The organism is Sphingomonas sp. P2_B6 (assembly GCF_056404755.1).
On the sequence record NZ_JBFUDK010000006.1, the window covers coordinates 244867 to 266403 of the forward strand.

General features: G+C 66.9%; 21 protein-coding genes. 8 read left to right on the top strand and 13 right to left on the bottom strand.

What is annotated here, in order from left to right; genetic code table 11:
* The first annotated feature begins 75 nt into the window (after window positions 1-75).
* From pabB to msrA, 4 genes are all read left to right on the top strand, one after another.
* Entirely contained in the window at window positions 76-1869 is a 1794-nt protein-coding gene (gene pabB, locus AC1DX5_RS11430; protein WP_478015485.1) for an aminodeoxychorismate synthase component I, read from the top strand.
* A gap of 32 nt (window positions 1870-1901) precedes the next feature.
* Complete coding sequence (locus AC1DX5_RS11435; protein ID WP_478015487.1) at window positions 1902-3101, top strand: pyridoxal phosphate-dependent aminotransferase; 1200 nt, start codon at window positions 1902-1904, stop codon at window positions 3099-3101.
* Window positions 3102-3217: 116 nt separating this feature from the next.
* Window positions 3218-3361, top strand: coding sequence for a hypothetical protein (locus AC1DX5_RS11440; RefSeq protein WP_465171352.1), 144 nt, complete (start codon window positions 3218-3220; stop codon window positions 3359-3361).
* Between the two features lie 64 nt (window positions 3362-3425).
* Entirely contained in the window at window positions 3426-4085 is a 660-nt protein-coding gene (msrA, locus tag AC1DX5_RS11445; RefSeq protein ID WP_478015489.1) for a peptide-methionine (S)-S-oxide reductase MsrA, read from the top strand.
* A 5-nt stretch (window positions 4086-4090) separates the two neighbouring features.
* Here msrA and AC1DX5_RS11450 read toward each other — a convergent pair whose 3' ends face one another.
* Together AC1DX5_RS11450 and pdeM are read right to left on the bottom strand one after the other, a co-directional pair.
* Entirely contained in the window at window positions 4091-4516 is a 426-nt protein-coding gene (locus AC1DX5_RS11450) for a DUF5990 family protein (protein WP_478015491.1), read from the bottom strand.
* A 79-nt stretch (window positions 4517-4595) separates the two neighbouring features.
* Entirely contained in the window at window positions 4596-5255 is a 660-nt protein-coding gene (gene pdeM, locus AC1DX5_RS11455; RefSeq protein WP_465171354.1) for a ligase-associated DNA damage response endonuclease PdeM, read from the bottom strand.
* A 171-nt stretch (window positions 5256-5426) separates the two neighbouring features.
* On the opposite strand from pdeM, the gene AC1DX5_RS11460 reads away from it, so the two are divergent.
* On the top strand, window positions 5427-7310 hold the full coding sequence (locus tag AC1DX5_RS11460) for a potassium transporter Kup (RefSeq protein ID WP_478015493.1): 1884 nt from the start codon (window positions 5427-5429) through the stop codon (window positions 7308-7310).
* A 3-nt stretch (window positions 7311-7313) separates the two neighbouring features.
* Here the strand turns inward: AC1DX5_RS11460 and AC1DX5_RS11465 are convergent, their stop codons facing one another.
* From AC1DX5_RS11465 to AC1DX5_RS11480, 4 genes are all read right to left on the bottom strand, one after another.
* Window positions 7314-8699, bottom strand: coding sequence for a M20/M25/M40 family metallo-hydrolase (locus AC1DX5_RS11465; RefSeq protein ID WP_478015520.1), 1386 nt, complete (start codon window positions 8697-8699; stop codon window positions 7314-7316).
* Window positions 8700-8753: 54 nt separating this feature from the next.
* Entirely contained in the window at window positions 8754-9716 is a 963-nt protein-coding gene (locus tag AC1DX5_RS11470) for an aspartyl protease family protein (RefSeq protein ID WP_478015494.1), read from the bottom strand.
* 40 nt (window positions 9717-9756) lie between these two features.
* Complete coding sequence (locus AC1DX5_RS11475) at window positions 9757-10680, bottom strand: retroviral-like aspartic protease family protein (protein WP_465181558.1); 924 nt, start codon at window positions 10678-10680, stop codon at window positions 9757-9759.
* A 77-nt stretch (window positions 10681-10757) separates the two neighbouring features.
* Complete coding sequence (locus tag AC1DX5_RS11480) at window positions 10758-13166, bottom strand: ligase-associated DNA damage response DEXH box helicase (RefSeq protein ID WP_478015496.1); 2409 nt, start codon at window positions 13164-13166, stop codon at window positions 10758-10760.
* A gap of 35 nt (window positions 13167-13201) precedes the next feature.
* Here AC1DX5_RS11480 and AC1DX5_RS11485 point away from each other — a divergent pair, with 35 nt between their 5' ends.
* On the top strand, window positions 13202-14200 hold the full coding sequence (locus AC1DX5_RS11485) for a ligase-associated DNA damage response exonuclease (RefSeq protein WP_478015497.1): 999 nt from the start codon (window positions 13202-13204) through the stop codon (window positions 14198-14200).
* Window positions 14201-14206: 6 nt separating this feature from the next.
* Here AC1DX5_RS11485 and AC1DX5_RS11490 read toward each other — a convergent pair whose 3' ends face one another.
* From AC1DX5_RS11490 to AC1DX5_RS11520, 7 genes are all read right to left on the bottom strand, one after another.
* Window positions 14207-14500 (bottom strand): putative quinol monooxygenase, encoded by a 294-nt coding sequence (locus AC1DX5_RS11490; RefSeq protein WP_478015499.1) that lies wholly within the window; start codon window positions 14498-14500, stop codon window positions 14207-14209.
* Window positions 14501-14562: 62 nt separating this feature from the next.
* A complete protein-coding gene (gene rpoN / locus AC1DX5_RS11495) occupies window positions 14563-16062 on the bottom strand; it encodes an RNA polymerase factor sigma-54 (protein ID WP_465175345.1) in 1500 nt (499 codons plus the stop codon).
* 6 nt (window positions 16063-16068) lie between these two features.
* A complete protein-coding gene (gene lptB / locus AC1DX5_RS11500) occupies window positions 16069-16845 on the bottom strand; it encodes an LPS export ABC transporter ATP-binding protein (RefSeq protein ID WP_465171362.1) in 777 nt (258 codons plus the stop codon).
* Window positions 16846-17227: 382 nt separating this feature from the next.
* Entirely contained in the window at window positions 17228-17749 is a 522-nt protein-coding gene (locus tag AC1DX5_RS11505; protein WP_465177199.1) for an LptA/OstA family protein, read from the bottom strand.
* A 16-nt stretch (window positions 17750-17765) separates the two neighbouring features.
* A complete protein-coding gene (lptC, locus tag AC1DX5_RS11510) occupies window positions 17766-18404 on the bottom strand; it encodes an LPS export ABC transporter periplasmic protein LptC (RefSeq protein ID WP_465171364.1) in 639 nt (212 codons plus the stop codon).
* Window positions 18397-19017, bottom strand: coding sequence for a ribonuclease D (locus AC1DX5_RS11515; RefSeq protein ID WP_465171365.1), 621 nt, complete (start codon window positions 19015-19017; stop codon window positions 18397-18399). The genes lptC and AC1DX5_RS11515 overlap by 8 nt, the downstream gene beginning before the upstream one ends.
* 31 nt (window positions 19018-19048) lie before the next feature.
* Window positions 19049-19843, bottom strand: a complete 795-nt coding sequence (locus AC1DX5_RS11520) for a TerC family protein (RefSeq protein ID WP_465171366.1) — start codon at window positions 19841-19843, stop codon at window positions 19049-19051.
* A 198-nt stretch (window positions 19844-20041) separates the two neighbouring features.
* Here AC1DX5_RS11520 and AC1DX5_RS11525 point away from each other — a divergent pair, with 198 nt between their 5' ends.
* Together AC1DX5_RS11525 and AC1DX5_RS11530 are read left to right on the top strand one after the other, a co-directional pair.
* The gene (locus AC1DX5_RS11525; protein ID WP_465171367.1) at window positions 20042-20857 is read left to right on the top strand and encodes a cold-shock protein; all 816 of its coding nucleotides are present in this window, start codon (window positions 20042-20044) and stop codon (window positions 20855-20857) included.
* Between the two features lie 139 nt (window positions 20858-20996).
* Window positions 20997-21503 carry a thioredoxin family protein gene (locus AC1DX5_RS11530; RefSeq protein WP_478015500.1) on the top strand — a complete coding sequence of 169 codons (507 nt, stop codon included), beginning with the start codon at window positions 20997-20999 and terminating at the stop codon, window positions 21501-21503.
* Window positions 21504-21537 lie beyond the last annotated feature (34 nt).

A 21537-nucleotide genomic window follows, 5' to 3' on the forward strand; every position in this document is an offset into this window, starting at 1 on the left:
CCGCCGTCTTACCCGCGTCTTCGGGAAGCACGGGCTTGCCGTCTCCGCCTCCCGGTTGCATTTGGCGGCTCCCTGATGCTTGCCCGTGAAACCGCCCCCTTCGTTCTGCTGGACGATGCCCGACTGGAAGCCGCGCCCGCGCGGCTCTATCGCCGGCCAGCGCGCGTGGTGGAGGCACGGACGATTGCGGAGGTCCTCCCGGCGCTCGACGCGCTCCGCGCGGCGCGGCATGCGGGCCTCCATGCCGCGGGTTTCGTCTCCTATGACGCGGGTGCCGCGTTCGAACCGGTGCTGGGCGCGCCGCGGACCGACGGCCGGCCGCTTCTCTGGTTCGGCCTGTTCCATGATTATGCGGAGATTGCGCCAGGCGAGGTCGCCGCGCTGCTACCGGATCCCGACGGCGCCTGGCTCGCTCCGCCCGAGCCGGGGATCGACCAGGTCCGATATGGCGAGCAGTTCGCCCGCGTGCTCGATCTGATCGCGGCCGGGGACGTCTATCAGGTCAATCTCAGCTACCGCGCGACCGTCCGGCATGCCGGCGACCCGCTTGCCCTGTACGCACAGCTGCGCGCCCGCGCCCGCGCCGGATTCGGTGCGGTGATCGATACCGGGCAGGACATGCTGCTGTCGCTGTCGCCCGAGCTGTTCTTCGCGCTCGACGGTCGCCGTCTCACCTGCCGCCCGATGAAGGGCACCGTCAGGCGCGGCGCCACCCCGGCGGCGGACCGGGCGCTCGCCGCGACGCTCAGCGCCGATCCGAAGCAGCGGGCCGAGAACCTCATGATCGTCGATCTGATGCGCAACGACCTGTCACGCATCGCCCGGCCGGGCAGCGTCGCCGTGCCGGCCCTGTTCACGGTCGAGACATATCCGACCGTCCATACCATGGTCTCGACTGTCACCGCCGATCTGGCCGAGGATCGCGACGCGCTCGACGTGCTGGCGGCGCTCTTCCCCTGCGGCTCGGTGACCGGAGCGCCGAAGATCCGCGCGATGCAGGCGATCGCCGAGGTCGAACGGGCCAGTCCGCCGCGAGGCGTCTATACCGGGGCCATCGGGCGGCTGGACGCGGACGGTGATGCGATGTTCAACGTCGCAATCCGGACTCTGGCGCTCCGGCGCGGCGATGCGGCGGTATCGCCCGCGCTGTTCGGGGTGGGCGGCGGCATCGTCGCCGATTCGAAAGCACAGCAGGAATGGGACGAGTGCCTTGCCAAGGGTGATTTCCTGACCAGCCCCATCGCCTTCGATCTGATCGAGACCATGGCGTTCGATTCCGACACGGGCATGCCGCTGCTCGAACGCCATCTCGCGCGGATGAAGGCGAGTGCCGAGCTGTTCGGCTTCCCGTTCGATCGCCATGCGGTGCGCAACGAACTCCAGGCCGCGACCTTCCGCCTGCGCCAGCCGCGCCGCGTCCGGCTGGTGCTCGCGAAAAGCGGCGCGGTCGCGATCGAGGTCTCGCCCATGCCTGCCCCGCCGGCGGAACCGGTCACGGTTGGCCTCGCGCCGTTGCCGGTCGACCCGTCCGATTTCCGGCTGCGCCACAAGACCAGCGACCGCGCCTTTTACGGCATGCCGCCCACCGGCTGTTTCGACTCGCTGTTCCTCGACCCTGAAGGCCGCCTGACCGAGGGCGGATTCACTTCGATTTTCGTCGAACGCGACGACGGCATGCTCGTCACGCCGCCGCTCGCGCGCGGTCTGCTGCCCGGCGTGCTGCGTGCTGAGCTGATCGCCACCGGCCGGGCGATCGAGGGCGATCTGACCGTCGCTGATCTCACCGGTCGCTTTTTTGTCGGAAATGCGCTGCGGGGGCTGATTCCCGCCATTGTTGCGGTTGCGAACGGAACCGGCACGGGTCTATAGCCGCGCCGCTTCCAGACAAAGGCGCCCAATTCATGCAACCATCCGCCGCGCTCGCTCGAATCAAGCCCTCGCCCACGCTCGCGATCACCTCGCGCGTGCAGGAGCTGCAACGTGCGGGTGTTGACGTGATCGGCCTGGGCGCGGGCGAGCCCGATTTCGACACGCCCGAATTCATCAAGGAAGCCGGCATCCAGGCGATCCGCGACGGCAAGACGAAATACACCAATGTCGACGGCACGCCCGAGCTGAAGGCGGCGGTCGTCGCCAAGTTCCGGCGCGACAACGGCCTGACCTATACGCCCGAGCAGATCACGATCAACGCCGGCGGCAAGCATACCCTGTTCAACGCGATGGTCGCGACGCTCGATACAGGCGACGAAGTGATCGTGCCCGCGCCCTATTGGGTGAGCTATCCGGACGTCGTGCTGTTCGCCGGCGGCACCCCGGTGTTCGTCGCGGCCGGTGCCGATCAGGGATACAAGCTTCGTCCCGAACAGCTCGAGGCGGCGATCACGCCGAAGACCAAATGGGTCATCATCAACTCGCCCTCCAACCCGACCGGCGCCGCCTATAGCGAGGCCGAGCTGAAGGCGCTGGGCGAGGTGCTGGAACGGCATCCGCATGTCTGGATCTTCGCCGACGACATGTACGAGCATATCGTGTTCGACGATTTCCGCTTCACGACCATCGCCCAGGTCTGCCCGTCGCTATACGAGCGCACCTTGACCGCGAACGGCTGCTCCAAGGCCTATGCGATGACCGGCTGGCGCATCGGTTTCGCCGGCGGCGCGCCCTGGCTGATCAAGGCGATGGCCAAGCTCCAGTCGCAATCGACCTCGAATCCCTGCTCGATCGCCCAGGCCGCGTCGGTCGCGGCGCTGACCGGCGACCAGGGCTTCCTCAAGGATCACGCCGCGCTGTTCCAGTCGCGCCGCGATCTGGTGGTGTCGATGCTCAACCAGGCGAACGGCATCACCTGCCCGCGCCCCGAGGGTGCCTTCTACGTCTATCCGGAGTTCTCGGCGCTGATCGGCAAGTCGACCCCCAAGGGCGTGGTCATCGACACCGACGAAGCAATGGTTGCCTATCTGCTCGACGAAGCGAAGGTGGCGGCGGTGCAGGGCGCGGCGTTCGGCCTCTCGCCGGCGATGCGGATCAGCTACGCGACCTCGGAAGAGCTGCTGCGCGAGGCCTGCGAGCGCATCCAGACGGCCTGCGCGGCCGTACGATAGGAATAGCCAGCTTTCGTTCATCCGGGCGACGCAAAAAGCTGGCTGCGTAACGAATCGGCCCCGGGGTCAGTCGACCCCGCRCCGTTTCGACGCCCGGACTGACGAAGGTAGATGCGATGCGCACTATTTTGAGAGATGGTTTCTTCTGGCGGTTCGCGGGTGGCTTCGTGATCGGCGCGATCGGCCTGCTCGTGCTCCAGCCCGCCGAGGCCAAGGGGCTGGTGAACAATCTGGCGACGGCGATTCACATCTGCCCCTGACCGTCCACTTCCGGTTCAGCCGGGAATACCCATATCCGCCTCGATGCCCATCGAAAGGCGATCCATGTTCAAGACCCTGTTAGCCGTTGCCGCCGCCGGCGGCGTTGCCTTTGCCGCGCTGACTGGCGGCGTCGCCAATGCCGAGCGCGCGGTGCCGATCCCGGTCGCGGCGCAAGACGTGCCGAAAGCGCCCGGGCTCCAGACCGCCGTCCTTGCCGGCGGCTGTTTCTGGGGCATGGAGGCCGTGTTCGAGCGGGTGAAGGGCGTGCGGGCCGTGACCTCGGGCTATGCCGGCGGTACCGCGAACAGCGCGACCTATGATCAGGTCAGCACCGAGACGACGCGCCATGCCGAAGCGGTGAAGATCGTGTTCGATCCGGCCCAGGTCAGCTACGCGACCCTGCTCCGCGTCTATTTCTCGATCGCGCATGATCCGACCCAGCTCAACCGCCAGGGCCCGGATACCGGCCCGAGCTATCGCTCGACGATCTTCCCGCAGTCGCCACAGCAGCGCGCCGTGGCCGCCGCCTATATCGCGCAGCTCGGCAAGGCGCGGGTGTTTCCGGCACCGATCGTGACGACGCTGGAAAACGGCGGCTTCTATCCGGCCGAGTCCTATCACCAGAATTTCTACGACCGGAACCCGGGCCACCCGTATATCGTGCGGTGGGACAAGCCCAAGGTCGCGGCGTTCAAGGCAGGTTTTCCAAGCCTGGCGCGCTGAGCGCGCTATGCGAGCCGTCGAGTCGTGGGCCGCACCGTGGCGCATGCGGGCGTGCCGTCCTTGCCCGTCCCGTTGACCGATATTTCGATGACGCCGCCGCCGTTCACCGCGCGATCCAGCAGATCCTGCCCGATATCGTGGATGTCGATCTTCATGCGGCGGGTCCAGGACGAGGTCGCGTCGCCGGCCAATTGCCCGATGCGGATATAGACGAACCGGCGAACCGGTCCCTCGCGCCGCACCTGGTCCCCGAAGAATTTGGGGCCCGGCCCGATGCGGATTGGGAAATCGAATGCCAAAGGCTCGCCCGCCCTGGAAGATTTCGGATCGAGCGGCTGGTCGTCCCCGGCCTGCAGGCTGTGCAGCACGCCGACGACCGGCTGCTCGATGACGATCCGCAGGCGAATCTCGGTCTGGTCGGTCCTCGGCATCGGGAATTTATAGTCTGTCTGGCTCGTCCCTCAATGGTGAGCCGGTTGCGGCATTTCAGGTCGCTCGAGCGGAAGCATGTCAGGCCGCCAGCGGGAACCGCAACAGCCTGTCCTCGACCGGCACCAGCGCCTCGGCGCCGCCGCCCACGGCACGGATGATCTCCGGATGATCCGCATCCAGCCCGCCCGTCAGGGCGCCGAACGCCGGGAGAATCAGCTTGGTCGGCGTGGCGACGAAGCAGCGGCGCGAGACCTGCCGCCCGCGCACCCGCACCCGCAGCTTGGGGTGGAAATGCCCTGACAGCTCGGGCCTTGTTTCGCGCGGATCGGCCTCGTGGCGCAGCATCAGGCCGTCGACCAGCGCGTCGTCCATCACCGCGCCGCCGCACCGGTCGATCGTCCGGTCGTGATTGCCGGTGATCCAGACCCAGCGCCGTTCGCGAGTCAGTGCGCGCAGCATCGCCTGCGCATCCGCGGGCAGCCGGTCGCACCCGGCCGAATCGTGGAAGCTGTCGCCGAGACACCAGATCTCGGCCGCGTCGGTCTGCACCGCCAGCGCGCGAAGCGCGGTCAGGGTGGCGATCGTGTCGTAAGGGGGCAGCATCTGGCCGCGAATCGCGAACCAGCTCGCCTTCTCGAAATGCAGGTCGGCGACCAGCAATGCGCGCCGCACAGGCCAGAAAAGCGCACCCTGCGGCAGCGCGAGCAGATCGTGGCCAGCGAACGAAAAGGGAACCATGGTCTTGCTATGCAGCGATCGGCTCCCCAAATCAACGGCTTGCGGCAGTGCAACAAAACCGCTTGCGCTGCCCGGCAACAGGCGTAAAGCGCGCCGTCCTTCTCGGCAGGCCAGAGTCACATGTCCTCAGTCCCTGAATCTTCGGGGCACCCGCATCGCCCCCATCCGGCGATGCTGGCACTCACCATCGGCGCGATCGGCGTCGTCTTCGGCGATATCGGCACCAGCCCGCTCTACGCGTTTCGCGAAGCGCTGGCCCAGTCGGCGCAGGACGGCATCGATGCGAGCGAAATCCTTGGCGTGCTCAGCCTCGCGCTGTGGACACTGACGATCATCGTCACCTTCAAATATGTTCTGTTCCTGATGCGTGCCGACAATCAGGGCGAGGGCGGCGTGCTCGCCCTGACCGCGCTGGCCAGGCGCGCGCTCGGGCGGCGATCGATGATCGCGCTGGTGCTCGGCGCGACGGGCGCTGCGCTCTTCTATGGCGACGCGATCATCACCCCGGCCCTGTCGGTGCTGTCGGCGGTGGAAGGGCTGCGGACCATTCCCGGTGCCGGCACCCTGGTCGGCGAGCACACCATCCTGCTCCTCACCATCGCCATCCTGGTCGCCCTGTTCATGATCCAGGCGCGGGGCACCGCGCATGTCTCGAAACTGTTCGGGCCGGTCTGCATCCTGTGGTTCGTGACGATCGGCGGCGTGGGGTTGTGGCATATCTGGGACGAGCCCTCGATCCTGCGGGTCGCCTCGCCCTGGTACGGCATCGAATTCCTGATGACTCACGGCGTGACCGGGCTGTTCGTGCTCGGCGCGGTGTTCCTGACCGTCACGGGCGCCGAAGCACTGACGGCCGACATGGGCCATTTCGGCGCCGCGCCGATCCGGATGGGCTGGTTCATCCTGGTCTTCCCCGCGCTGATGCTCAACTATCTCGGCCAGGGCGCCTTCGCGCTCAACGCGCTGGAAACCGCGTCGTCCCATCACGTCGCCTTCGCCAACCAGGACTGGTTCTTCCTGATGGCGCCCGATGCCTTCCGTCCCTGGCTGGTGCTGCTCGCCACCCTGGCGACGGTCATCGCCAGCCAGGCAGTGATCACCGGCGCCTATTCGCTGACTCAGCAGGCGATCCAGCTCGGCCTGCTTCCACGCCTGCGTATCCGCCAGACCTCGGCGCGGCATTCGGGGCAGATCTATCTGCCCTCGATCAACTGGCTGCTGCTGATCGGCGTGCTGGTGCTGGTCATCCAGTTCCGCACCTCCTCGTCGATGGCGGCGGCGTACGGCATCGCGGTGACCGGTACGATGGTGGTCACCACGTGCCTTGCCTATATCGTCGCGCGGCACCGCTGGAACTGGTCGCGGCCGCTGGCGATCGCGGTGATCCTGCCCTTCTTCGCGCTCGACTCGATCTTCTTCGGCGCGAACATCCTGCGCGTGATCGAGGGCGGCTGGGTGTCGCTGGTCGTCGGCGCGATGATCGCGTTGCTGATCTACACCTGGGTGCGCGGGCGCGGCATCGTCCGCGCGTTCGAGCAGCGCCAGAGCGTTCCGCTCGCCGATCTCGCCGCCGCGCTGAGCCGCCGGCCGCCGGAACGGGTCGAGGGCACGGCGGTATTCCTCACCGCCAATCCGGAAAGCGCGCCCGGCGCGCTGTTGCACAATCTCAAGCACAACAAGGTGCTTCACGAGCGCAACCTGATCGTCAGCATCCGCACCGCCGATCGTCCGACCGTGCCGCCCGAGGAGCGCGCAAGGACGACGCGGATCGACGACAATTTCTGCGCGGTCGTGCTGACCTATGGCTTCATGGAATCGCCCGACGTGCCGCGCGATCTCGGCCTCGAACAAGCGGGCGCGAAGAAGCTGCTCAACCCGGCCAAGACCAGCTATTTCATCGGCCGCAACACGCTGAAGCCGGTCGCCAACCAGGGCATGCCGATGTGGCAGGACCGCATCTTCATGTTCCTGCAGCGCAACGCCAGCGACCCGACCGATTTCCTGCGCATCCCGCCCGGCAAGGTGCTCGAGCTGGGCGAGCAGGTGACCGTCTGAGGTCTATCCGGCATACGCCTTGACCAGATCGTAGAGATAGTCCCGGCCCTCATAGAGCGATCTGGTCCTGATCCGCTCGTTCAGGCCGTGAATGCCGTTCAGGTCGGTGTCGACGAAAATGCCTGGTGCGCCGTATACCGGGATGCCGATCGACTGGAAGAAGATGCCGTCGGTCGCGCCGGTCGACATCAGCGGCAGCATCGGCAGGCCCGGGAAATATTTCGCCGCGACGGCCTTGGCCGGCCCGACGATCTTCGGGTCGAGCGAGGGCGGGATCGCGGTCGGGCGGATCGGCTGGTTGATCGTCACCTTGACCTTGGGCCCGGCCAGTTCCTGCAGCTTGGCGAAGGTCGCCTCGACCGTCTCGCCCGGGAAGATGCGGCAATTGATATTGGCGGTGGCGCGCTGCGGCAGGGCATTTTCGGCATGGCCGGCATTGACCAGGGTCGCGACGCAGGTCGTGCGCAAGGTCGAATGCATCGCCTTGTCGCGGCTGATCAGCGCATCGGCGTCCTTGTCACCGGGATTGGCCAGCAGGCGCTTGATCGCGTCGCCCACCGGCCCCGGCATCGCTGCCGCCGTCGCCCCGAAAAAGGCGCGGGTGGTGTCGGTGAACCTGACCGGGAATTCGTAGGTGCGCACTGCCTGCAGCGCATCGGCCAGGTCGTAGATCGCGTTGTCGGGGGTCGGCTGCGAGCTGTGGCCGCCGGGGTTGACCGTCTCGAACGTATAGTTCTGCGCTGCCTTCTCGCCGACCTGGATGGCGAGCAGCTGCGGCTTGCCGGCTGGATCGTAACGGCCGCCGCCGCCTTCGTTCAGCGCGAACTCGGCGGCGATCAGGTCGGGCTTGTTCGCCGCCAGCCACTGCGCACCGTTGAACGCGAAGGTCGTTTCCTCGCCACAGGTGAGCGCAAGCTTGATCGTGCGCTTCGGCTTGTAGCCGCTGGTCTTGAAGCGGATCAGGCTGTCTGCCCACACTGCCGCCATCGCCTTGTCGTCGACCGTGCCGCGCGCATAATAATAGCCGTCTTCCTCGACTAGCTTGAACGGGTCGCGCACCCAATCCTCGCGCTTCGCCTCGACCACGTCGAGATGGCCGAGCAGCAGCATCGGCCTGGCCTTTTTGTCCGATCCGGCCAGCACCGCGACGATGCCGCCATCCTTGGGATGGTCCGGCACCGAGAAAGTGGTGATGTCGCTGTCGGCGAAGCCCGCCGCCTTCAGCCGCGCGCCGATCTGCGCCGCGGCCTGGGTACAACTGCCCGAGGACAGGGTCGTGTTGGTCTCGATCAGCTCCTTGTACAGGCCGAAGAACGCCTGCTGGTCGGGACGGAGCGTCTGGGCTGAGGCGCTGACGGGCAGCACGGCGATCGCGGCCGCCGTGCACAGGAATTGCAGTCGATGAATTGCCTTGACCCCCCGCTGGATGATGCAGGGGCGAGCTTAGCGCCCAAGCGGTATCGAGTCCAAGGGCGACACGCCCGCCGTCGCGGCACGGTTGGCGGTGACCATCAGCCGGACTTCGCGATTCGGGAAATCGATCTTCACCTTCTCGAACAGGCGCAGCGAATCCATGCCGAGCAGCAGGGCTGGCTCGTCGAGCAGGCCGAAATGGCGGAACGGCTCGGCATCCGAAAAGGCGACGGGCAGATGCGAGAAGGTGATGCCGGCAAAATCGACCTTGTCGATCTGCGTATAGTCGGCGACCATCGCTTCGCCGGTCACGCCCCACAAGGAGATCGGCCGGACCAGCTTGCTGGTGCGCGCGACGAGGCGCTGGAGCGCCATATTGCCCATGGTCAGGCCGGACCCGGTGTCGAGGATCACCTTGACCTTGCGGCCGCGATATTTCGCATCGGCGACGATCAGCTCGCCATAGAGATCCTTGCCGCGCACCACGACTTCGCCGTGCCTCGGGGCAAGGCTCCTTTTGCGTCTGGTCGATGGGCTCAGCGTCATCACGTCCTTGATGAAGTCGATCGTCAGCGCATGGCCTTGCAGCGTATCCAGCCCGAGCATGCCGGGCGCGCCGAGATTGCGCGATTCGAGCGATGGCGCCTCGATGCTGGATCCGGCGATCGTGCTCACGCTCAGCATCGGGATCATGACGGTACCGACATCGGCCGATCCGGTCATCGCGGTGAGACGGACATTCTTGCCCGGTACCAGGCCCAGGCGGCTGGCGAGCTCGCGCGAGATGACGGTGCGCTGCGCGCCGGTGTCGACGACGAAATGATAGGGGCCGTCGCTGCCGATCGAGACGGGAACGGTCATCCGGTCCTGCATGTTGGCAAAGTCGAGGACCGTCACCTTCTGCGGTGGCGGCGGCGCGTCCGGGTCCTGCGCGACGGAGGCGCCGGGCGACGCGGCGGTGATGGCGAGGAGCGGAAGGATCAGCCGGCGCACGCCCCACGCGTATCCGCCCCTGCGAGGACTGGCAGGCGGCTCAAAAGCCATTGTAGCGATAGCCCTTGGGCAGCGCGAACCGGACCTCGCGATTGGCGAAATCGACATCGACTTTCCGGAACAGGCGCAGCGCATCCATGCCGAGCAACAAGGCGGGCTGGTCGGTCAGGCCGAACCGGCGGAACGGCGCGACATCGGCAAAGGCGATCGGCAGATGGTTGAAGGTGACGCCGCCGATGTCGAGGCGGGTCGCCTGGGTATAGTCGGCGACCAGCGTATCGCCCGTCACGCTGGTCAGCGTGATCGGCAGCGGTGTCTTCAGCTCGCTGCGCATCCGCGCGCGCAACGCCGAATTGCCCATGCTGACCGAGGATCCGGTGTCGATGATCACGCTGACGCGCCGGCCCTTGTAATAGGCCTGGGTGACGATCAGCTGGCCGTACAGGCTCCGTGCACGAACCACGATGTCGCCATTGCTGACCGTCGGGCGGTTGCGCTTGGTCGATGGTCGCACGGTCATGCGGTTGGTCTCGAAATCGATCGACAGCGCATGGCCGCTCAGCGTGTCGATGCCGAGCATGCCCGGCGCGCCGAGATGCGCGGAATAGAGCGCGGGCGCCTCGATCGGCTGGCTCGCGATATTGCTGACGTTGAGTGACGGGATCACCACCGTGCCGACATTGCTCGTGCCGGTCATCGCGGTCATCCGCACGTCCGGGCCCCGCGACAGGCCGAGCGTGGCAGCGAGCTCGCGCGAGATCACCGTGCGCTCGGCGCCGGTATCGATGATGAAGGAATAGGGCCCGGTGGCGCCGATGGTGACCGGCACCGTCATCCGCTCGGCCGAATCGTCGAAGGCGAGGGTGGTTTCGGTCGGCGCCCGAGGGAGCTCGCCCTGTCGCGCAGGCAACGCCCCTGGGGCGGCGGCCGAGATAGCGATGGCAAGGGCGGTTATTCCGCGCATGAGACAAGGTTACGCCCGTTGCGGACCTTCAACAAGGGGCTATTCGACCGCAAAAATGGGACGTTCAGCGGACGAGATCACTCCAGCCGCATTGCCTCCGCCGCGAGCGACTCGGCTTCGATCAGCAGCGCGTCGTCGGCCAGCCCCATCGCGATGCGCTCGCGCCCGATCAGGGTCAGCACCGGCACGGCAAGTGGCGAGACGCGGTCGAGATCGACATGCAGCATCGTTTCCGCCGCGCGGTCGAGCAGGTCGGCCAGGCGGCCGACATCGGTCATCTTGGCGCGCGCATCCGCCCAGGCGGCCTGGAGCAGCAAGTGGCTCGGCTCATATTTGCGCAGCACATCGTAGATCAGGTCAGTCGAGAAAGTGACCTGCTTGCCGGTCTTGCGCTTGCCCGGATGCTGGCGCTCGACCAGCCCGCCGATCACCGCGACCTCGCGAAAGGCGCGCTTGAGCAGCGCCGAGCTCTGCACCCAGTCGACGAACTCGTCCTCCAATATGTCGGGCGAGAGCAGGGCGGCGGGATCGGTCACGGGGTCGAGCGAATAGCAGGCGATCGAATAATCCGACGCGACGAAGCCGAGCGGCTTGTACCCCTGGGTCTCCATCCGCCGCGTCAGCAGCATGCCGAGCGACTGATGCGCGTTCCACCCTTCGAAGCTGTAGACGACCATGTAGTGCCGCCCCTCGCGCGGGAAGGTCTCGACCAGCAGCTGCCCCGGCGTCGGCAGCTTCGAGCGGTACGACTGAACCTCGAGCCATTCGCGCACATCCGCCGGAAAGCGCGGCCACTCCGCGGGGTCGGCCAGGAAGCCGCGCACCCGGTCGGCGAGGTTGGTCGAGATCGGCATGCGCGCGCCGCCATAGGTCGGGATGCGCGCGGGCTTGGAGGTCGCCCGGACGATCAGATCCTCGGTGTCGATCTTCTCCACCTCCAGGCTCATGCCCGCGAAAAAGAAGGTGTCGCCGTGGCGCATCGAGGCAGCGAACGCCTCTTCGACCTTGCCGAGCGTGCGGCCGTTGCGGAACCGCACCGTCAGCATCGTCGCCTCGACGATGATCCCCGCGTTGAGGCGGTGCTGCGCGACGAAGCTGGGGTGGCTGACGCGCCACGTCCCGTCCTTGTCCTGAGTCAGCCGCTTGAACTTCTCATACGCCTTCAGGGCATAGCCGCCGTCGCGGATGAAGCCGAGCACGCGCTCGAACGTCTCGGTATCGAGTGCCGAATAGGGCAGGGCGGATCGCACTTCGTCGAGCATCTCCTCCTGCCGGAAGGGCGCGGCGCAGGCACAGGCCATGATATGCTGCGCGAGCACGTCGAGCGCGCCGGCGCGGAAGATGTCGGGATCGAGCTCGCCCGCCACCACCGCGTCGAGCGCGGCGCGCGCCTCGAGATATTCGAAGCGATTGCCGGGCACGATCACGGCTTCCGAGGCTTCGTCGAGCCGGTGGTTGGACCGGCCGATGCGCTGCAGCAGCCGCGACGATCCCTTGGGCGCGCCCATCTGGATCACGCAATCGACATCGCCCCAGTCGACCCCGAGATCGAGGCTGGCGGTCGCGACCAGCGCGCGCAGCTTGCCCGCCGCCATCGCGCCTTCCACTTTGCGCCGCGCCTCGAGTGACAGGCTGCCATGATGGATGCCGATCGGCAGCTGCATCTCGTTGACCTTCCACAGGTCCTGAAAGATCAGCTCGGCCAGGCTGCGGGTGTTGCAGAACACGATCGAGGTTCGGTGAGTCTCGATCTCGGCCATCACCTGCTCGGCGGCATAACGCCCCGAATGGCCCGCCCAGGGCACCCTGCCCTCGGGCAGCAGGATGGCGATGTCGGGGTCGGCGCCGGGCTCGCCCTGCACCAGGGTCACCTGGTCGATATCGCCGTCGGGCGCGAGCCAGGCGCGATAGCCATCGGCATCGGCGACCGTGGCCGACAGCGCCACCCGGCGCAGCCCCGGCGCGAGCCGCTGCAGCCGCGCCATGCACAGCGACAGCAGATCGCCGCGCTTGCCCGTGGCGAACGCGTGCACTTCGTCGACCACGATCGTCTTCAGCCCCTCGAACATCAGCATGCTGTCGGGATAGGACAGCAACAGGCTGAGCGATTCGGGTGTGGTCAGCAGGATCTGCGGCGGGCGGATGCGCTGCCGTGCCTTGCGGTCGCTCGAGGTATCGCCGGTGCGCGTCTCGATGCGGATGTCGAGGCCCATCTCCTCGACTGGGGCTAGCAAGTTACGCTGCACATCGACCGCCAGCGCCTTGAGCGGCGAGACGTACAGCGTGTGCAGGCCCTCGGTCGGCGATTCGATCAGCTCTGCCAAGGTCGGCAGGAAACCGGCCAGCGTCTTGCCCGCGCCGGTCGTCGCGACGAGCAGACCGTGCCGCCCCGCGCGGCCGACCTCGAGCATGTCGAGCTGATGGCTCCGCGGCGCCCAGCCACGCGTCGCGAACCAGTTGGCAAGGGGGGCGGGAAGATCCGTCACTGGGAACTCAAGGTCATCCCATCCATATAGGCACGATGGCGAAACTCGGCGACTGGATCGATCCGCAACCCCACGGCATCTATGTGAAGCCCGCCGATGCGTGGATCGATCCCTCGCGCCCCACGCCCAAGGCGCTCGTCACCCACGGCCATGCCGATCACGCGCGCGGCGGCCATGAGGCGGTCTGGGCCACGCCCGAGACGCTGGCGATCATGGAGACGCGCTACGGCCCCCAGGCCGGCCACCCGGTCGCCTATGGCGAGTCGATGCGTTTGGGCGAGGTCGATATCCGCTTCGTGCCCGCCGGCCATGTCCTGGGCTCGGCGCAGATCGTGCTCGAGCATCGCGGCGAGACCATCGTCGTCTCGGGTGATTACAAGCGCCGCCCCGACCCGACCTGCGCGCCGTTCGAGCCGGTCGCCTGCGACGTGTTCGTCACCGAGGCGACCTTCGGCCTGCCGGTGTTCCGCCACCCCGATACCGGCGACGAGATCGACAAGCTCACCGCCGCGCTCCACGCCAATCCCGATCGCTGCGTGCTGGTCGGTGCCTATGCTTTGGGCAAGGCGCAGCGCGTGATCGCCGAGCTGCGCGCGCGGGGGTTCGACGATCCGATCTATCTCCACGGCGCGCTTCAGCGGCTGTGCGATCTCTATGTCGCACACGGCGTCACGCTGGGCGAGCTGCGCCCGGCGACGGGGGTGCCCAAGGCCGAGCTGAAAGGCCGGATCGTCATGGCACCGCCCGGCGCGCTCAACGATCGCTGGTCGCGGCGGCTGCCCGATCCGATCACCGCCATGGCCTCGGGCTGGATGCGTGTCCGCCAGCGCGCGGTGCAGCGCAATGTCGAGCTGCCGCTGATCCTCTCCGACCATGCCGACTGGGACGAGCTGACCGATACGCTCACCGAGATCGCGCCCCGCGAAGTCTGGGTCACGCATGGCCGGGAAGAGGCGCTGGTCCATTGGTGCATGACCCGCCAGATCAAGGCGCGCGCGCTGGCGCTGCTCGGCTATGAGGACGAGGACGACTGATCCGCCTCAGCCCGCCGGGCTTGCCTCGTACATCGATATGCTCTCGCTCGACGCGGCGAGCCGGCGGACCGCGGCGATGAACTGGACCGAACCGGGCTGGACGAAATGCGTCTTCAGCGCATCCATGTCGCTCCACCGCTCGAAGAAGAACAGCCGCATCGAATCCTCGCAATCGACCTGCACCGAATGGCTGATGCAGCCCGGCTCGGTGCGCGAGCGATGGACATGGTCCAGGCTCGCCTGGCGCAGCTCCTCGAACGAATCGGGCCGTGCGGTGACGCTTCCCGTGACGATGATCATGGCGCTCTCCTCTCTTGTCTCTTCTTGGCGCCAATCATCGTCCAGCGCGCCGACCAACGGGCCTATCCCACGCCCTCAAGCGCCTTTTGCCGCCGCCGCTGCACCGAGCTGCCGATGCCGAGCGCCTCGCGATATTTCGCCACGGTGCGCCGCGCGATGTCGAAGCCCTTGGCGTTGAGCAGCTCGACCAGCGTGTCGTCGCTCAGGATCGCCTTGGGCTCCTCCGCTGCGATGAGCGCGCGGATCGCGCTCTTCACGGCCTGGGCGGACACCGCGTCGCCGCCGTCCGACGACTGGATCGCCGAGGTGAAGAAATATTTCAGCTCGTAGAGGCCGCGCGCGCAGCTCAGATATTTGTTGCTGGTCACCCGGCTCACGGTCGATTCGTGCATCTCGATCGCGTCCGCCACCTGGCGCAGGGTCATCGGCTTCAGCTGCGATACGCCGTGCACGAAGAACGCTTCCTGCTGCTTCACGATCTCGCTCGCGACCTTGATGATGGTGCGCTGGCGCTGGTCGAGCGCCTTGACCAGCCAGTTGGCGCTGGCCAGGCATTCCGACAGCCAGGCCTTGGACGCCCTGTCCTGCTGCCCGGCGGACAGCTCGACATAATAACCGCGATTGACCAGCAGGCGCGGCAGAGTTGCCGCGTTGATCTCGATCGCCCAGCCGGTCTTGCGCTTGGCGACGAAGATGTCGGGCACCACTGCCTGCATCGCTTCCCCGCCATAACGGCAGCCGGGCTTGGGGTCGTAGTTGCGCAGTTCGCGGATCATGTCCGCCAGATCCTCGTCATCGACGTCGCAGATCCGGCGGAGCCGCGCCATGTCGCCGCGCGCGACCAGCTCCAGATTGTCGATCAGCCGCGCCATGCACGGATCGTAGCGGTCCGCTTCCTTCGCCTGGAGCGCGAGGCATTCGGACAGCGAGCGCGCGCCGACACCGGTCGGATCGAAAGTCTGGATGAGCCCTAGCACCTGCTCGACCCGGACAAGCGGAACGCCCAGCCGGTTGGCGACCTCGAGCAGCGGCACGGTGAGATAGCCCGCCTCGTCGATCTGATCGATCAGATGCGCCGCGATGAACATGTCGGGGCCCTCGACCACGGGCCCCGCCTGGGCGAGCAGGTGATCCGCAAGGCTCAGGCCGGTATCGGCGAAGCCGTCGAGATCGGGCCCGTCCTCGCCCATCGCCCCGCCGCCACTGCCGTTCAGGCCGAGCGATCCGTCCATGCCGCCGCAATCGGCCGGGCTGTCATGATGGAAGCTCTCGGCGTTGAAATCGACGTCGAGCGATGCCTCGCCGGTGCTGTCGCCGCCCATCAGCAACTCGTCGGCGCTGGCCGGCTCGTCGCGCGGCTCCGGTGGGGCGTCGCGCTCCAGCGTCGGGCCGTCATCCTCGGGCGCGCTCGATTCGAGCAGGGGATTCTTCTCGATCTCCTCGGCGATGAACCCCTCGACCTCGAGATTCGACAGCGCGAGCAGGCGGATCGCCTGCTGCAGCTGCGGCGTCATCACCAGCGATTGCGACTGGCGCAGATCGAGGCGCGGGGCGAGACTCATGACGCGCTAGAGCGAGAAACCCTCGCCCAGATACAGCCGGCGGACATTGGCGTCGGCGACCAGCTCTTCCGGCGAGCCGGTGAACAGCACGCGGCCGTCATAGATGATATAGGCGCGGTCGACGATCTCGAGCGTCTCGCGGACATTATGGTCCGTGATCAGCACGCCGATGCCGCGCTTCTTCAGCTCGCAGATCAGGTCGCGGATGTCGGCGATGGACAGCGGGTCGATGCCGGCAAAGGGCTCGTCGAGCAGCATGATCGACGGGTCGGCCGCCAGCGCGCGGGCGATCTCGGCACGGCGGCGTTCGCCGCCCGACAGCGCCATCGCCGGCGCGTCGCGCAGCCGGGTCAGGCCGAATTCCTCCAGCAGCGTGTCGAGCCTGGTCTGGCGCGCCGCCGGATCGGGCTCGGCCAGTTCCAGCACGGTCAGGATGTTCTTCTCGACCGTGAGCCCGCGGAAGATCGACGTCTCCTGCGGCAGATAGCCCAGGCCCAGGATCGCGCGGCGATACATGGGCAGGCCGGTGATGTCGTCGCCGTCGAGCATGATCCGGCCCGAATCGGGCTTCACCAGCCCCATCACCGAATAGAAGCAGGTCGTCTTGCCCGCGCCGTTGGGCCCGAGCAGGCCGATCACCTCGCCCTGCCCGACCGACACCGAGACGTCGGACAGCACGACGCGCTTGTCATAGGATTTGGCGATGGAGACGACCGACAGGCCCTTCATCACCGGCGCTTCGGCGATCGGCTCGACGTCATCGAGGGTGGTCACATCGGTCATTCTGCGTCCCGTGCTCGCATCGGATGGTCAGCAGGAAGCCTGCCCGAACGGTGTTTGGCAGGCTTTGTGCATGACGTTGCGGAAAAATCCCTGCACCAGACGCCCGGACAAGGGAAGGGGCGAGCGGCAAGGCGACGAAAAAACGCTGGCGAAACGTCTAAAATCAAGCCCCCTTGCCGCTGATCATCACCCAGGACGCAGCGCAGGCAGATCGAGACAGGATTCGCGCGGAGGCGCGGAGGCGCAGAGAAATTCCGAAGAAGCGCAGCGTTCGAAGACGCAAAGGAGATCGGGCAGATCGGTGCCGGCGCCGCACCCTCTTTGCGCCTCCGCGTCTCCGCGCGAACCTCATCTTCGACTTGAGAGAAACGCCCGCGGGAGCCTAGTTCCGCTTCGGCACCGAGAAAGTGCCGGTCACCCGCCCGCCGCGGCTCGTCGTCGTGCCCGATGCGGCGCCGCCGCCGCCGACCGCCGACCCGTCGATCACGGCACGCCCGGTATCGAGATTGATCGTCAGCCGCCCGCCATTGACGGTGTTGCCGCCCTGGAGGAGCGAGACGCCGCCCAGCATGGTGATTACCCGGCGGTTGAGATCATAGACCGCATATTGGCTGCGCGCGGTCTGCTGCGGCCGGGTCACGGTGACGCCGCCCGCCGCGTCGAGGCGCGAGACCTGGGGGGATCCGTCGACCACCTGCCCGGTATAGGCGACCGTCATCCGCGCCGAATTCAGCGTCATCTCGGCCTGGCGGACCGAGACATTACCGGTCAGGATCGCGCGATTCGCCTTGTCCTGCAGCTCGATATGGTCAGCGCCGAAGTCGATCGGCGCCGCCGAATTGTGGCTCTGCGCGGCCGCGCCCGAGGCGAGGAACAGCGCGCAAGGCGCGAGGAGGCGGGTCATCATGGCCATGGTTCGCCTATCTCGCCCTTCGCGGCACGATCCGCAAGCGGGCGTTACCGTCAAGTTTGACGATATGGTTCTCGAGGTCGGCGGTCAGGCGCGAGGCGCTGAAATTGCCCTGCGGCACCTTGCCGGTCACCGCGCCGCCGCTCTGCAGCCGGCGCGACTTCAGATCGACCGTCGCGTCATGCGTGTCGAGCTGATAGCCGTCGGTCGTGTTGAAGCGGACCGGGCCGTCGACCATGACCTGCTGGCTGTCCATATTGTAGCGGCCGCGGTCGGCGACGAGCCGCGCCGGCCCGTCGGCCAGCCCGATCTCGGCCGAGAGCTGGCTGAGCTGCACGATCGGCTCGGCGGAACTCTTCTGCACGGCCGATCCGGCGTTGAGCGCGAAGGGCTGGCCCTTGCCGTCCTCGCCGCGATAGGTCGCCGACTGGAGGCGCAGCCGCTCCTTGGCGACGTCGACCTTGTTCTTGTCGAGCAGGAAGCTGACATCGCCGCTGCCGGCGAGCGGCATCATCACGAGGAAAGCGGAGAGCACACCGATCATCAGCGGCAGCACGATGCGCAGGCTGCTCACGACCCGGTCGTGGCTGCTCCCGGGCGCCGCCCAGATCTGCCGCGCCGAGCGGACGCTGGCCGCCACCTCAGACATGAGCGAAGATGTCTATCTCGGGCCAGCCCGCCAGATCGAGATCGGCGCGCGCCGGCAGGAAGTCGAAACAGGCCTGGGCAAGCGCGGCCCGGCCCTCGCGGGCGAGACGGCGGTCGAGTTCCTCGCGCAGCTTGTGCAGGAAGCGCACGTCGGATGCGGCATAGTCCTTCTGCGCGTCGGACAGGACCGGGCCGCCCCAGTCGGACGATTGCTGCGCCTTGGAGATGTCCTGGGCGAGCAGCTCGCGCACCAGCTCCTTCAGGCCGTGCCGGTCGGTATAGGTGCGCACCAGCCGCGACGCGGTCTTGGTGCAATAGGCAGGCGCCGCCTCCACCTTGAGATAATGCTTGATCGCGGCGAGATCGAAACGCGCGAAATGATACAGCTTCACCCGGTCCCGGTCGGCGAGCAGCGCGCGCAGATTGGGCGCGGCATAGTCGCTGCCGGGGGAAAAGCGCACGAGATGCTCGTCCGGCCCGCCATCGGAAAGCTGGACGACGCACAGCCGGTCGCGCGGCGTGATCAGCCCCATGGTCTCGGTATCGACGGCGATGTCGACGCCCGGTTCGAACAGGCCGGCGGGAATGTCTTCTTCGTGCAGATGAACGGTCATGACGCCCGCCTAGACGCGAACGGGCTCATGCTCAATGCCCGCCGCCGCCGGTCTTCTTCCGCTCGCGGGCCTTGCGCGACCAGATGTTCAGCGATTCGACGCCCGCCGAAAAGGCCATCGCGCTGTAGATATAACCCTTGGGCACATGCACGCCGAAGCCATCGGCGATCAGCACCGCGCCGATCATCAGCAGGAAGCCGAGCGCGAGCATCACCACCGTCGGGTTGCGCGCGATGAAATTGGCGAGCGGGTTGGCCGCGAACATCATCACGCCGACCGCGATGACCACGGCGATGATCATCACCGGCAGATCGTCGGTCATGCCGATCGCGGTCAGGATCGAATCGATCGAAAACACCATGTCGAGCAGCAGGATCTGGATGATCGCCGACCAGAAGCTCATCACCGCCCGGCCCTTCTTGTCGAGCGTCGACCCCGATTCGTCGGGGTCGACGCTGTGATGGATTTCCTTGGTCGCTTTCCACAGCAGGAACAGGCCCCCGGCGATCAGGATCAGGTCGCGGATCGAAAAGGCCGTCTCGAAGCTCGGTTCGCCGTGCGAATCGAGTCCCCCGGTCAGCCCCAGGTCGAACACCGGCACGGTCATGCTGGCGATCCAGGCGATGGTGGACAGCAGGCCGAGACGCAGCACCAGCGCCAGGCTGATGCCGACTCGGCGCACCTTCACGCGCTGGCTCTCGGGCAGCTTGTTCGACAGGATCGAGATGAAGATGAGATTATCGATGCCGAGCACCACCTCCATCACGATCAGGGTGGCCAGCGCCGCCCAGGTGGCGGGGTCCGAAAAGAGCGTGATAATCGACATAGTGTGGCTCTGCCGCCTCACCCGTCGCTAAGCAAGCAAGGCCTGCCGCAATTCGGACGAATTTATTCGCAGCCCAGAGGGAATTACGCTACACCGACTCGGTGACGCGATAGGTTTGGCGTTCGAACAACCGCGCTTTTCGTCCAGCGCGGGCGTGTTGACATGGCGATTTGGGCGAGCCGGGAAGACGAACAGGGCATGAGTTTCGATAAAGGACGCCGCGGGGATCGCGGTGGGCGTGGCCGCGACAAGCGCGACGGTTTCGGCGGTGACGATTTCGGTGGCGGCGGCTTCGGCGGTGGTGACCGTTTCGGTGGCGGCGGCGATCGTTTCGGTGGCGGTGGTGACCGCTTCGGCGGCGGCGGCGATCGTTTCGGCGGCGGTGGCGGTGGCGGTGGTTTCCGCAGCGGCGGCGGTGGCGGCTTCGGCGGCGGTGGTGCTGGCGGCGGTGGCCGCGGCATGCCCCCGCAGGTTGTCGGCGAAGGCACCGGCGTGGTCAAATTCTTCAACGGGCAGAAGGGCTTCGGCTTCGTCGTTCGCGACGATGGCGGCGAGGATGTGTTCGTGCACATTTCCGCGGTCGAGCAGGCTGGCCTGACCGGTCTGGCCGAGGGTCAGCCGCTCGGCTTCACCCTGGTCGATCGTGGCGGCCGCATCTCGGCGACTGATCTCAAGATCGAGGGCGAGCCTCTTCCCGTCACTGACCGCGGCCCGCCGCGCGACCGTGACGCGGCAGGTCCGGGCGGCCCGCGCGGTGGTGCACCCGCCGGCGGCGCAGGCCCGGCGCGTCAGCTGACGGGCGAGAAGGCGACGGGTACCGTCAAGTTCTTCAACGCGATGAAGGGCTTCGGCTTCATTCAGCGCGACGATGGCCAGCCCGATGCGTTCGTGCACATTTCCGCGGTCGAACGCGGCGGCATGACCAGCCTCAACGAGGGCGACCGGCTCGAATTCGAGCTCGAGGTCGATCGTCGCGGCAAGTACGCGGCGGTGAACCTCACCTCCATCGCATAAGGGCTCAGGCCAAAACCTTTTCCCGAGGCGACACGATCAAGACCCGGCATGCCTTTGGGCGTGCCGGGTTTTTCTTTATTGTTTTACAGCGCGAGTCGTCGTTAATTCATAGTGAATCACTATGAATTGAGGGACGGTCATGCGCGCACCCCTTGTCGCCCTGCTCTCCCTGGCGCTGGCCGCACCTGTCGGTGCCGCAAGCGCGCCCCTTGTGCCGGTCGCCAGCTTCGAGCAGCTCGCCAAACCGCTGCCGCTTCCCTATGACGAACAGGCCAATGCCCAGGCCGTGGTCGCGGCGGCCAAGGCGCGCGCCAGGGCCAGGCACAAGCTGCTGCTGATCGATCTGGGCGGCAACTGGTGCCTCGATTGCCGGTTGCTCGCCGGCACGATGGACATTCCCCAGCTCCGCAAATTCGTCGCCGCCCATTATGAGGTGGCGGTCGTCGATGTCGGCCGGTTCGACAGGAATCTCGACATCCCGGCGCATTACGGCATCAGGGATCGGCTGGAAGGCGTGCCGAGCCTGCTGATCGTCGATCCGCGCACTGATCGGCTGGTCAACCAGGGCCATACCGCCGCGCTGGCCGATGCCCGCAGCATGACGCCCCAGGCGCTCGCCGACTGGCTCGCCGGCTGGACGAAGTAATCGGCCGCTTCCTTGCTCTCCCGACGAGCCTATC